Annotated in this window: 12 protein-coding genes and 1 pseudogene; 5 read left to right on the top strand and 8 right to left on the bottom strand. The window is 70.4% G+C overall.

Annotated features, from left to right (window positions below; translation table 11 throughout):
* The first annotated feature begins 337 nt into the window (after window positions 1-337).
* The 3 genes from ME121_RS16985 to ME121_RS16995 all read left to right on the top strand — a co-directional run bounded on the left by ME121_RS16985 (window position 338) and on the right by ME121_RS16995 (window position 3,315).
* On the top strand, window positions 338-2,035 hold the full coding sequence (locus tag ME121_RS16985) for a porin (RefSeq protein WP_083374416.1): 1,698 nt from the start codon (window positions 338-340) through the stop codon (window positions 2,033-2,035).
* Window positions 2,036-2,148: 113 nt separating this feature from the next.
* Window positions 2,149-2,373 (top strand): hypothetical protein, encoded by a 225-nt coding sequence (locus ME121_RS16990; protein WP_059409242.1) that lies wholly within the window; start codon window positions 2,149-2,151, stop codon window positions 2,371-2,373.
* A gap of 93 nt (window positions 2,374-2,466) precedes the next feature.
* A complete protein-coding gene (locus tag ME121_RS16995) occupies window positions 2,467-3,315 on the top strand; it encodes a DUF6456 domain-containing protein (protein WP_024828484.1) in 849 nt (282 codons plus the stop codon).
* Between the two features lie 15 nt (window positions 3,316-3,330).
* Here the strand turns inward: ME121_RS16995 and ME121_RS17000 are convergent, their stop codons facing one another.
* Together ME121_RS17000 and ME121_RS17005 are read right to left on the bottom strand one after the other, a co-directional pair.
* Window positions 3,331-3,759, bottom strand: a complete 429-nt coding sequence (locus tag ME121_RS17000) for a SufE family protein (RefSeq protein WP_012321867.1) — start codon at window positions 3,757-3,759, stop codon at window positions 3,331-3,333.
* Window positions 3,760-3,839: 80 nt separating this feature from the next.
* A complete protein-coding gene (locus tag ME121_RS17005) occupies window positions 3,840-4,931 on the bottom strand; it encodes a sensor histidine kinase (protein ID WP_012321868.1) in 1,092 nt (363 codons plus the stop codon).
* Between the two features lie 421 nt (window positions 4,932-5,352).
* Between ME121_RS17005 and ME121_RS17010 the strand changes: the two genes are divergently transcribed.
* Both ME121_RS17010 and ME121_RS17020 read left to right on the top strand, forming a co-directional pair.
* Window positions 5,353-5,613 carry a DUF3761 domain-containing protein gene (locus ME121_RS17010; protein WP_012321869.1) on the top strand — a complete coding sequence of 87 codons (261 nt, stop codon included), beginning with the start codon at window positions 5,353-5,355 and terminating at the stop codon, window positions 5,611-5,613.
* Between the two features lie 741 nt (window positions 5,614-6,354).
* Window positions 6,355-6,888, top strand: a pseudogene (locus ME121_RS17020) (terminase large subunit domain-containing protein); the annotation flags it as partial.
* Between the two features lie 434 nt (window positions 6,889-7,322).
* Here ME121_RS17020 and ME121_RS33735 read toward each other — a convergent pair.
* The 6 genes from ME121_RS33735 to ME121_RS33740 form a co-directional block, all read right to left on the bottom strand.
* Window positions 7,323-7,499, bottom strand: a complete 177-nt coding sequence (locus ME121_RS33735) for a hypothetical protein (RefSeq protein WP_164706348.1) — start codon at window positions 7,497-7,499, stop codon at window positions 7,323-7,325.
* Window positions 7,500-7,674: 175 nt separating this feature from the next.
* Window positions 7,675-8,235 (bottom strand): phosphatase PAP2 family protein, encoded by a 561-nt coding sequence (locus tag ME121_RS17025; protein ID WP_458472485.1) that lies wholly within the window; start codon window positions 8,233-8,235, stop codon window positions 7,675-7,677.
* Window positions 8,236-8,422: 187 nt separating this feature from the next.
* On the bottom strand, window positions 8,423-9,703 hold the full coding sequence (locus ME121_RS17030) for an MFS transporter (protein ID WP_059409245.1): 1,281 nt from the start codon (window positions 9,701-9,703) through the stop codon (window positions 8,423-8,425).
* A gap of 232 nt (window positions 9,704-9,935) precedes the next feature.
* Window positions 9,936-10,316, bottom strand: coding sequence for a response regulator (locus tag ME121_RS17035; RefSeq protein WP_059409246.1), 381 nt, complete (start codon window positions 10,314-10,316; stop codon window positions 9,936-9,938).
* Window positions 10,317-10,373: 57 nt separating this feature from the next.
* Window positions 10,374-12,077, bottom strand: a complete 1,704-nt coding sequence (locus ME121_RS17040; RefSeq protein ID WP_059409248.1) for a sensor histidine kinase — start codon at window positions 12,075-12,077, stop codon at window positions 10,374-10,376.
* Between the two features lie 322 nt (window positions 12,078-12,399).
* Window positions 12,400-12,602, bottom strand: a 203-nt coding sequence (locus ME121_RS33740; RefSeq protein ID WP_491892847.1) for a hypothetical protein, incomplete at its 5' end; no start/stop codon positions are given.

The following is a 12,602-nucleotide window of genomic DNA, read 5'->3' on the forward strand; positions in this document are numbered from 1 at the left end:
GTCGGCGCGGCCGCGGGACCGGCGCCGACCCGTTGCCTCGCGGCATCGGTGGCGCGGGAAACGGCCGGGCCGCGGACGGGATCCGCGCGTCCGGTCCCGCGCCGGAGCGGCGTCCGGAGCCGCGCCGGGGCGGCCGGATCGGGCGGTCTCGGCGGGGACCGCGAACCCGCCAGGGGCTTGGCGCAGCGGCCGTTTTCCGCCGCGTCCCGGCACCGGATCGCCTCGGGTGCTGCACAGGTCGTGACAAGTCGAGCCGAGCACAGGCCTGAGATAACCGGCCTGGGATTATCCGGCGCCGCGATCCGTCCGACCTAAAGGGGGATGTGCGGATGGTGGAATGGCCGATTCGATGCATGTTGTGTCTGCGGATTACCGGAAACATCGTACGAAGCGTGGGACAACGGGCGTTCTGGCGGGTGTCGCGGGGGTGCTGAGTCTGCCAGTGGCGGCGGCGGAACTTCCCGATCGGCGAAAATCGCAGCTCATCGAGCACGTGCGGATCTGCTCGGCCTACGGCCAAGCCTTCTTCTTCATCCCCGGCACGGATACCTGCCTGCGCCTCTCCGGCCGCGCGCGCTTCGAGTACGCCTACCAGCCCTCCTACAGCCGCTCAGGCACCGCTGCCGCCACCCCGGGGGATTACAGCGGCTACCAGGGCCGGCTCCGGATCAACCTCGATGCCCGGACCCAGACGTCCTACGGGACCCTGCGCGCCTTCCTGCGCCTCGACGCTGGGAGCCGGACCGGCTTCGCCACCATGCATGCCGGCGCGCTGAACCGGATCGGCGGCGCCTTCCCGGCCCTTGGCGTCGACCAGTTCGGGCGGGCCCAGCAGCAGTTCAACGTCGACAAGGCGTTCATCCAGTTCGCCGGCATCACCGCCGGCCGCGCCTCGTCGTTCTTCGATTTCTACGCCCACGACTTCGAGTTCATCGTCTCCACCATCGGCTCGGACAATCCCTCGACCAACCTCGCCGCCTACACGGCGACGCTGGGCAAGGGGCTGTCCGCCTCGCTATCGGTGGAGGACCCGATGTTCCGCCGCACGCCGGTCTACGCGTCCCAGAACGCTCCGGCCTCGGCCTTCCCGAACCCCGGCGCGATCCTCTCGCCCGGGAACCCCGTCGCCCCGATCTTCGTCGGGTACGACGCCGCCGGCCGCCCGACCGGTGTGGGCTTCGTGGACACGGTCCAGCGCAGCCGCATGCCGGACCTCGTCGGCGTGCTGCGCTCCGACCAGTCCTGGGGCTCCGCGCAGCTCTCGGGGGCCGTGCACGAGGTCAACCACGGCCTGCTCAGCAGCGTCGCGTTCGCCGGCTCGAACCTGGGCGCGCCGGTCTCGGTGGGCAACAACCGCGCTCCGGCCGGCGGAGCCTCCGCCCTCGGCTGGGCCGTGCAGGGAGGCGTGAAGATCAACCTGCCGGCGATAGCGACCGGCGACACCCTCTACCTCCAGGGCGCCTACGGGGAGGGCACCGCCCTGTATACCGGCCTGCCGGCCTATAACGGCCCCTGGGCGCAGTCGGCCACGGCGGTGCAGGGGGCGGCCTTCTCCCAGTTCTTCAACGACGGCGTCATCAATCCCTTCACCCAGCGCCTCCAGCTGTCGACGAGCTACTCGTTCACGGCGGCGATGCTGCACTACTGGACGCCCGCGGTCCGCTCCGCCTTCTTCGGCTCCTACGGGGCCCTGAGCTTCGCCCGCGGCGCCCGCGCGGCGCAGGGCGCCTATTTCGGCGTGACCGGGACCGGGCCGGGCACCCCCGGGACGCGGTTCTTCGACCTGAGCCAAGTGCTGCGGGACAGCTACCGCTTCGTCGCCGGCGCCAACCTGATCTGGTCGCCGGTGAAGGAGTTCGATATCGGCGTCGAGGCGATCTACACGCGCTACGGGCCCCGGAGCGGCCGCATCCTCGACCTGGGCCGGTATCCCAACCAGAACGCGGCCTACGTCAACAACCCCGCCAACCCGGTCTCGACCGCCCGCCACGTCGACGTCATCCAGGTGCGCGCGCGCGTGCAGCGGGACTTCTGAGGGCGGCCGCGGGCGGCGAGACCGGCTTGGCCGGGAGCCGGTTCCGACCTCGGGCGTTGAACCGCCGGCCGTGGCACCCATCACGGTCGCCGGTTCGATCCCGAGGTGCCGACATGGACGCGATCCCCGATCCGCAGCCCGATCCGCAGGACGATCAACCCGCCGCAGACCTTGAGCGCGTCAACGATATCCTCGCCGTCTGGGCGGCGCGCTCCGCCGCCGAGAGCGACGCGCTGATCGACCGGTTCGAGGCCATGGGCTACGAGGTCCGCGGCAAGTCCGAGGACGAGATCGCCGACGCCCTGCACCGGCCTCCGACGCGCGCCGCCACGAGATAGCTGTGGGTTGTAGGTAAAAAAGCCTTGACCTTCTAAGTTTTCCTGAGACACTGGGGGCTTCGCACGTCCGTCGTAGCATGAACGGAACAAAACATGAACAAATCTTTCAGGGGCGGCCGTTCAGCCACCGCGGGGGCCCGCCCGCGCGGCGCCGCCGCGGGCGACCTCCCGGCGGAGGCGTCGCGCCTGCTGGCGCGGCTCGGCGAGCCGGGCGCCTACGCGCGGCCCGACCCCCTCGTCGAGGAGGCGCTGGTGACCCGGCGGGGCGGCGACGGGATCTCGGTGGGGAGCGGGCGCTTCGCGGCCGCCTCGGGGCGGGCCCTGGCGGCGGCCGATCTGGCGACGTGGAACGCGGCCGGCACGCGCCTGACGATCAGCGAGGCCGGGCGGGCGCGCCTGCGCCGCGAGGCCAGGCCGGGGGACCTGGCCTTCGCGGACCAGCACCGGGAGCTGGCCGTCGTGCAGGGCGGCGCCGGACCGACCCTGCGCAACGCCGCCGAGAACCCCCTGGCCTGGATGGTGCGCCGGCGCGACCGGGACGGCGCGCCGCTCATCGACGCGGCCGCCTTCGAGGCCGGTGAGCGGCTGCGGCGGGACATGACCGCCGCCGCCCTGCTGCCGCGGATGGGCGCGGATCTCGGGGCGCCCCGGATCGACGGCGGCGGCCCGCGCGACCCGGCCTCCGCGGCCGACCACGTGATCGCGGCCCGGCAGCGGGTGCGCGGCGCCCTCGACGCGGTCGGGAGCGACCTCTCGGGCCTGCTGATCGACCTCTGCGGCTTCCTGAAGGGGCTGGAGCGGATCGAGGCGGAGCGGCGCTGGCCGGCCCGGTCCGCCAAGGTCGTGGCCCGCATCGCCCTGGGGCGGCTCGCCGAGCATTACGGTCTGGAGCGGGAGGCGACCGGGCCGGACCGGGCCCGCTTGCGCCTCTGGCGGGGGTGAGGCCGCCCGGGCCGCTCAGGCCTCGGCGGCGAGCCGGACCGCGTCGCGGTGGATGCGCTCCGCCATCGCCCGCACGCCGTTGGAGCGCTTCGACGTGACGTGGGCGCCGAAGCGGAGCTGTCGGAACAGGTCGAGGCCGTCGGTCTCGGCGGCCTCCCGGGGGGTCTTGCCGGTGTAGAGCGCGATCATCAGCGCCACGAAGCCGCGCACGATGAACGAGTCGCTGAAGCCGTGCAGGACGAGGCGCGGCGTGCCGTCCGCCCGCTCCGCGCGCGTGTCGATCCAGACCTGGCTCTCGCAGCCGTGGACGCGGTTCGCCTCGGTCCGCTCCGACTCGGGCATCGGCGGCAGGGCGCGGCCGAGCTCGATCAGGTATTCGAGCCGCATGTCGTCGTCTTCGACGATCTCGAAATTCTCGATGATGGTGTCGATCGGAGGGAGCATGCTCGGCCGGGTCCGGAGAGGTCTGCGCCGCTATAGGCCGGCCGCGCCGCCGTGGCGACGGGGTCCGGCGCCGCGGGCGCTCATTGCGCGCCGGGCCGCGCCGGCGGCAGGGTCAGCCACAGGGGATCGCCCGGGCTGGCATCGCCCGCCACGGTGATCTCCGCCTGCGCCGCGTAGGCGGCGATGAGGCGGGGGCCGAGCTTCGGGACGTTCGGCCGTCCGGACTCGGCCATGTCGCTCACCCCCGAGACGATCGCGAGCCGCAGGGGCGCGCCGGCCTCGATGTCGATGGCGATGGAGCAGGCGACGTGCTCGGCGGTGGCGTCGAGGCACTCGGCCACGATCTCCGCGACGATCATGCCCAGCGCGTTGGCGGTGCGCGGCTCCACGAGGCCGTTCCCGGAGCCGCCGACCTGGACGCCGATCCGCCCGGCGCGCCGGAGCTGCCCGAGCCCCGAGGCGAGGCGGTGCAGGTAGTCCTTGAGGTCGATCGACGCGATGTGCGGTGCCTCGTGCAGGTGCTGCTGCACCAGCGCGATCGCCCGGACCCGCTGGCCCAGCGCCTCGAAGCTGCCGCGGCAGGCGTCCGGGGCCGCCCGCCCGTAGAGGCCGATCAGGCTGACCATCACCTGGAGGTTGTTACGGACCCGGTGATAGACCTCGGCCAGCAGCGCCTCCTTCTCGGCCAGCGCGTGCTCGATATGCTCCTCCGCGTGCTTGCGGTCGGTGATGTCGAAGCAGGAGCCGAGATAGCCCTGGAACCGGCCGTCCTCGACGAGCGGGCGGGCCGTGTCGAGGAGCCAGCGGTACTCGCCGTCGTGCCGCCGCAGGCGGAACTCGACGGTGAACGGCGCCCGCGTCGCGAAGGCCTCGGCGACGATCCGGGCGTGGCGCTCGAAATCCTCGGGATGCAGCCCGCTGCGCCAGCCGAGGCCGAGCTCCGCCTCCAGGGGGCGGCCGGTGAATTCCAGCCAGCACTCGTTGTGGTGGATCGCGTGGCCGGCCTCGTCCGAGCGCCACATCATCAGCGGCACGACGTCGGCGAATCGCTTGAAGCTGTCGCTCAGGGCGGCGGCTTCCGCGGTACCCTGTGCCGGACCCCGACCCGGGTTCCCCGCGGGGCCGTTGCCCGGCGAGTCTTCCGCGCCGGACCCTGGTGGCTCACCGACCATTCTGTACCCGATTCACTCTGACGAACTGCGTGAAAGGCGACGCCTGCGTGCGGATGGCGCCGGTCAACGTGTCGACCGGACGGCCGTTCCGGTCCTGAACCGCCTTCAGATCCGCCAGTCAGCGGGACATTAGCGGCAATACCTTTCGAGCCCGTTCAGCATCCCGCCGTCGTGCGGGCCCGCACAGGTCGAACGACCCGCCGCGTGGCCCGGCCGGCGGACCGGCCACATCCCCCGCGCACAACCTGTAGCCGGTCATGGGATAACCGTAGATCGTGCGTGACGCCTCGTCTCAGTTGTGTCTTTTGGCATCAGACACAACCTTGAGGATACCGTGCTGCCTGCCCCGACCGCGACAAGCGCCGCCCGCCGCGGACGGCGCCCTGTCCGTCACCCCCCTCGGAGCGCCGCCCGCTGGCCGGTGCTCGCCGGCCTCGTCCTCATCGGCCTGTCGGGCAGCGCCGTCGCCCGGCCGTTCTCGGAGCCCGACGACCGGACCCTCGACCGCCACGGCCATTACCGCAGCCGGGACGGGTCCGACGTGCACCGGCCGGCCAAGAGCCTCGACGGCGGGAAGCCCGCGGGGGCCACGGCCAAGTGCCGGGACGGCACGTGGAGCTTCAGCCACACGCATCGCGGCACCTGCTCCCGCCACGGCGGCGTGGCGCACTGGGAGGGTTGAGGCTCCGCGCCCTGCCTTAAATCCTATGACCGCCGCAAATTAGGAATTTACACTTGACACCGGCGCGCTGTCGGGGTATCACCTCGGCACGGTCGAGACGTGTGCGGAGAGACGCCGATGTGGCCACCCCCTCCCGGCCGGGCGGACAGCCGCGCCGAGGCGCTGACGCTCCTGCGGGAGACCGACCTGACGTTCGACGCGATCGGGGACCGCCTCGGCGTCCATCCGAGAACGGTCCGCACCTGGAACGCCCGGGCCGGCTGGCCGAGGCCGCGGCGGTTGCGGCCGCGACTCCTGACGCGGCGCTGGCCGGCGGCGCGCCGCGCCGCCCTGATCCGCCTGCTCTGCACCCCGGGCGCCGATCCGGGCGACGTCACCGAGGTCCTGGGTCTCGGCCGGCTCGACGCGGGGATGATGGCCTCGGCCTTCGGGGTGGACCTGCCGCTGCCGCCGGCGGTCACCGGGCGCGGCGACCCGGCGGCCGATCCGGCGACCCTGCGGGCGCGTCTGCGCGCCCACATCGCCCGGCAGATCGCCGCCTTCGACGCGGCGCTGAGCGGGGCGGGGCCGGGCGCGCGCGACTCCGCCCGGGTCCTGCGCGACCTCGGCGGGCTCAAGCGGCTTCTCGACACGGTGGATGCGGCGGGCGCGCGCGCCGCCGCGGGGGAGGGGGCGATGGCACCGAACCCGAACCCGACCTGCCCGCCCTGCGCGCGGAGATCGCGCGACGCGTTGCTGGCTTTGTCGGCGGCCGGGCGGCTGCCTGACTTCCTCGGGACGCTGCCGCCGGATCTCCTCCGGGCGCTCGCGGGCGACTGGCTGCACCAGGCCCGGCCGGACCAGCTGCCGCCGCCCGACGCGGAGCCCTGGACCACCTGGGCGGTGATCGGCGGCCGCGGCAGCGGCAAGACCCGCACCGGGGCCGAGTGGGTCGACGCCCTCGCGCGGGGCGACCCGGCCTTCGCGGCCGCGCCGGTCGGGCGGATCGCCCTGGTGGGCGAGACCCATCTCGACGTGCGCGACGTGATGGTCGAGGGGCCCTCCGGCCTGCTCGGCCTGCCGGCGCGGGGGCGGGCCCGGCCCACCTGGTCGCCGAGCCGCCGCCGGGTGGAGTGGAGCAACGGCGCCGTCGCGCTCGCCTTCTCGGCGGAGGAGCCCGACGCCCTGCGCGGCCCGCAATTCGGCGCCGCGTGGTGCGACGAGGCCGCCAAGTGGCGCCGGCCCGAGGCGGCCTTCGACATGCTGCAGTTCGGCCTGCGCCTCGGCGCCCGGCCGCTGTCAGGAGCGCGTTTAACATGCCCCAAATAGGGTTTAACGTCCCCCGGTTGACGGAATAGGCTACCCCTTCGCCCTTGCAACCCGAGTTGAAGCAGTGCCATCGCCTGCCGCGCCGTTCGAATAAGCTACCCCCAAACGCGGTGCTTGGGGCTATCTCCGACCTGTATGCAAGCCATTCGCTGACCTTCCCGGCTCCTCGCCCAGACCAAGGCCGGACGCATCGGGCCGTGGAGCGTCAAGCTCGCCTTCACGGCCGATTCGGAGTTCGCACGTGAGCGGGGGCGTCCTGAGCGTTTCGATTGACCTCGGTCCTGACGCGTCGATATCCCAGCGCCCTCTCACGGGACCTGACACGGAGCCTAGGCCTCAAGCCGGGCGATATGAGGCTCGTCTGAGCGAGCCGGCCCCCCCCCGGCCCGACCGCCCGGCATTCAGTACAGGCGCCAGGCTCCCGCCTGCTTCCTGGCCTTCTTCAGGCGGCGCAGGCTCCTGATCGCGCGGACGAGCTTCTTGGCCTGACGCTTCTCGCAGGTCTCGATGACTGGCCGACCGGCGACCTTGACCATGAAGTGCCCGTCGGCCGCCTTCTCCTTGGTGACGTAGTGCATAGTCGGCCTCCTGTCGTTCGGGGCTCGGACGTCGAGCGGCCTGTCTCCGGGGTAAGTGCATGCGGCGACGAAGGGCGCGCGGACGCCCGGGGTGCTTGGAATCGGAGATGGACACGCGGGCGGGCGTCGCAACCCGGCTCCCGCCTTCGTGATCCTGACCGAAGCGGCGTCCGCCTCAACGACCTGACGCTCCCTGGGCCGCGATCTCCGCGGCCGCCCGGTCGAGATCCCGTTCGAAGCGAGGATCGTGGAACAGCACCTCCGCGATGACGGCCGCGGCGATCTTCCCGGCTTCGAGGTCTGACGGGAAATGGGTTCCGGCAATCATGCGGTTCTCCCCGTAGGAGGCCGCGAACGCGAACAGCGACTGGCGTTTCTCGGGCACGAGGCGCGACAACACCGTGGCCGCGAGATACCCGAACGTGGCGTGCCCACTCGGATAGGACGTGCTGTCGGAGCGATGGCCGAACGTGGCGAGGTCCGGCTTCACCGTATAGGGGCGCGGCCGGGCGATGGCGGCCTTGGCCGCCAGCACGGCGAGTTCGCCGTCTTGGAACACATGCTCGATCAGCGCTGCGGTGACCGGCATCGTCTCCGCAGTGAAGGCCGGGCCGAGCACACCGGTGAAGCGGTCGAGGGTGCACGGCAGGTTCGCGGTGATGCGGCGCTCGTCCTCGGGCGTGCGGGCACGGACGGCGGCTTCCACGGTCTGCAAGTCCGCCTTGGCTGCTTCCAAACCGGCCTCGGGCGGGGGCGGTAGGACGCGCTGGAGCGCCATCGCCTCCGGGTCGATGTAGGTGCTGCGTAGCGTCCCGGCGGCGGCGGCAGGCAGGGCAAGGGACAGGACCACCGCCAGCGTCGCGGTGAATCGCTGGCAGCCCCTGACGAAGTTCCGATGTTTCACCGCCCCTCCTCACGCCGTGTCAGGTCGTACCGCCCGCAGTCACGTCGCCGGCCAGCTCCAAGGCTTTCCCGGGGGCGGTCTCCGGCAGCATCACCACGAGCACCCCGAGCGCGACCGCCGCGACGGCGGCGCACGCGAGATAGGCGGCATCGAACCCCGCCTGCTGGACCAAGGTTCCGGCGATCACGAACGATAGGGAAGCGCCCGCGCCCTGAACGGTCCCGATCAGGCCGTGGGCGGCGTTGTAGCGGCCGGTCCCGCGGGTGATGTCGGCCATCACCAAGGGCTTCACCGCACTGAGCAGGCCGGCGCCGACGCCGTCGAGGCACTGGACCGCGATCAGCCAATACGGGTCGCGCCAGACGAGATAAAGCAAGGCGCGCACGGGCAGCGCGGCGAAGCCGATCACGAGAAGAGGCTTACGGCCCCAATGTTCGGCCCGGCGGCCGACGATGAGCCCCATCGGCACCATAACCGCCTGCGCGCCGACGATGCAGACGGACACGATGACCGACGACCAGTCAGGGCGCGCTTGCCCGATCTCCTGAGCGACAAGGGTCAGCAGCGGCGCGTTAGCAAGATGGAAAAGACCCACGCAGGCGGCGAAGATCATGAGCGGCCGGCAGGTCAGCAGGGCTCGCCATCCGGCCGGGGCTTGTTCGCCTTCACCCTCGCCGCCACTGCGGGCTCGACGCGCGTCGATGGCACCTCGCGGGATCGAGTAGAGCGCCGCGGCCGAGACGATGGCGCAGGCCGGGACCAAGAGGAAGACCGCCCGGTCCGGGAACAGCCAACCGACGAACCCGATTAGCACGGCGATGGCGACGTTCCCGGTCCGCTCCAGTGCGGCGTTGCGGCCGAAGCGCCGGGCGAGCCTGTCGGCCGGGAAAAGGCCGAGGGTCAGCGTTGCGATGGCCGGGCTCAGCATGCCCCCGACGGCGGCTAACACGCAGGAAGCCGCGAGCACGGGCCAGAACTGCGGGAAGAGCGCGACCAGGAGCGTGGCCAGCGAGAGCGCGACCAGGGCGCCGAGCAGGATGACTCGCTTGTCCCGCACTGCGTCGATGGCCGTCCCGATGGGTGTCTGAGCCACGATGCCGACGATGCCTGACACCGTGCTGACCAGTCCGACCGAGGCGTCGTCCCATCCGCGATGCACGTAGAGGTAGACGTTGAGGTAGGGCTTGATCGCCCCGTTCACGTCGATCAGCAGGAAGTTCAGGAGATCGAGAGGTCTGGAGATGGGCTTTCGCACCTGGGCGGCAGGCTGCCCGTCATCCTCGCCGCTGTCCTGCTCCACGTGGTCGGCCTCCCTTTCAAACTCACCTAGGGCGTCGCCGAACCAAACCGAATGAGGGAGCTATCCGCGGGCATGAACGATTTGCAGCCGTGCTCGACCCGGTGATCACGGACGGGGCGCTCGCCGTATGACCGCTCGGGGTGGTTTTCTGCCGGTCCGCTTATGGGCGCCAATGCGCACAAGCGGACGCCATTGTATGGGGTGGAAACCTCGGGCGGCGTGCGCGCGTGACTTAAGCTGGCGCGACGAGCTTCCCAACCGCGCGCACCAACTCCGCCTCCACAAACGGCTTTTCCAGTCGCAGCCGATCCTCGTAGCCGGAGCCTTGCCCGAGCTGCACGTCTCCGGTGGCAAAAAGATATGGTACGCCAAGCGCACTGAGGCGGTCGGCAATTGGGAGGGCCGTGGCCTTGTCGCCGAGGTTGAGGTCAAGCACGGCCGCGTCGATGCCGTCGTCCTCGATTAGGTCGAGGGCCCGCTGCACGGTGGGCACCGGGCCGACCACCTTGGCCCCGGCATGCTGCAGCCAACGCTTCACCTCCATGGCGATGAGGTATTCGTCCTCGACGATCAGGACGCGGCGGCCAGCGAGTGACGGAACAGCGTCGGGCATGAAAGGTCCTCGTGTAGCCCCCCTCCTTGAGGCTAACTGAGCTGCGCGGGTGCGCGTTCACTCGGGCTGATTGATCGGCATCTCGACACGGCAGCGCACGCCGTCCGCGCTTAGCTCGTAGTCGACATCGGCCTCCAGGGCGTAGCCTAGAGCCTCCTGGATCAGTTCAGTCCCGTACCCCCGGCGCGTGACCTTTTCCGGTTCGCAGGCGACGCCGCTCTCCACCCAGTTCAGTGCAAGCCGGCGGCGATCACGCCTGTCGAACAGCACCTCCCATGTGACGTCAAGATTGCCGGTGCCGCCCCTCAGCGCCCCGTACTTCACCGCGTTGGTGGTCAGCTCATGCAGGGCGAGCGCGAAGTTCTGCACCTGCCTTGCCGTGAGCTGCACCTCAGGACCGCCAACGCACACCCTCTCCGATCTATCTTGAGCGTAGGCAGCGAGTTCCGCCCGGACCATCGCTCCAACCTCAACGGTATCGCTGCCGGCTTGGCTGAGAAGCGCCTGGGCGCGGCTGAGTGCTTGCAGCCGCTCCTCGAACGACTCGACCGTACTACCCTGCCGCAGCGTCTTACCCGCCACGGCCGTGACGACGCCGAGCAGGTTGCGCGCCCGGTGCTGCAGCTCGTTGACGAGGACCTCCTGACGCTTGTTCGCGATCCTCTCGTCGGTGATGTCGAAGCTGACCCCATTGATGATCCAGGGCTGCTCACGCTCGGCGCAGCCGCGCAATTGCACCCAGCGTCCGGCGTTCGCGCCGCTGGCCACCTGAACCGCACCCTGGAATTCCTCTCCAGGGCTGGTCTCCCTCGTCATCACGGCTTCGAGCAAAGCAACGCCTTCGGGTTGCATCAGATCGGCGTAGATCGAAACTGAATGAGGCTGACCGGAGGGCGAGACGCCCCATAGCCTTTGGACGACGTCATCGGCTCGGACCGACCGCTCCCGGGTGTCCCACTGCCAGGCGCCCATCCCGCCGCTCTCAAGCGCGATGCGGCGGAGTTCCTCACTCTCCCGCAGCGCCGCCTCCGTCCGCTGCAACTCGGTCAGTACCTGGCGCAGGTCCCGCCCGGCTTTCACGCGCTCGGCGTCCGACGGGTTCAGAAGTAGCGCGGTGAGGTCCGCGCGTGCCTCCATCACCGTGAGCATGTCCGGCTCGTAGGCCAGCTCGGGATGGGTCTCGGTCCAGTAATGTGCGGTGCGGATGAAGGCGAGATAGGCTGCCAGCAACTCGAACCTAGCGTCGCCGACCGCAGCCCGCGTGGCCACACGCGCGCGCTCGGAAATGCCCGGCTCGACGAAGATCACGGTCAGCGCGTCGAAGAGGTCGGCTTCCGCTTGAGAGCCCGGTTCGGGAATGGGCGAGTTCTCGTCGCGCGCGGCGAGCCGAGCCAGCGCGTCGGCCAGCCTTACCGCGTCCGGAATAGGCCGCCTCAGAAGCGCGACGACTTCGTCGACGGTCTCATGTGAGGCATCGGCGTCACCGGCCGGCCTGCCGTTGCCGATGAGAAAGCCGACGTGGCGGACGATGCAGTACCGCACCTCGCAGAAGCGGGAGAGGTGGACGAACAGGCGTTCCTTGAAGCGGGCGGGCAGCGGGCTATCGAGGTAGGCCGCTTTGGCGAAGCCCCACAGCTCCTCGACCAAGCCGGGTGCGGCCTGAGCCGTGCAGAAGAAGTTCGGTAGTACGCCGAACCGATCCGCAACTTCGCGCTGGAACGGAGTTGCAACGACGCTGTAGGCTTCGACGTCGGTCAGCATGTTCACCTCGTCTCAGCAAACCCTCGGTCGTGCCGAGGTAGCATGAGGCCGAGCTTAGGCCCCTTCGCTCAAAGAGTGGACAACCTATCGACCCTCGCGAAGGGTTCCTGCCTGCCCAACACGGGCATCTGGGCTCCGTCAGGCCATGTCTGCTTCCGGGATGCCTCGTGGTTGCCAGGAAGGGCCGAAACGGGTCGATAGGAGGCTGTCCGCTTTTCCCGCGGGAGTTCTCCGAAGCGGACCAGTCGCTTTCGGCCCCACTTTGTCACGCCGTACCGCTGGAGCGCGCAACACCGGACATTCGTCTTCGCGCCCATCCCGGTCATTCAGATGGTTCTGGCAATATCCCGTAAGTGGACGCTACCAGCTGCGATCGGCCATTCGCATGAGGCGACGCTACGGAACGATATTCCACGGTCGGGCTTGCGTTTAGCTGGGCACCCATTTCCAAAATGGTCTCCATGCCGCCCTGAAGACGAGGTTCGCGATTGCGTTTGACCTTCGGGACGTGCGCCGACAGCAACC

It is taken from the genome of Methylobacterium sp. ME121, assembly GCF_000974725.1.
In the GTDB taxonomy this organism is placed as follows: Bacteria; Pseudomonadota; Alphaproteobacteria; order Rhizobiales; family Beijerinckiaceae; genus Methylobacterium; species Methylobacterium radiotolerans.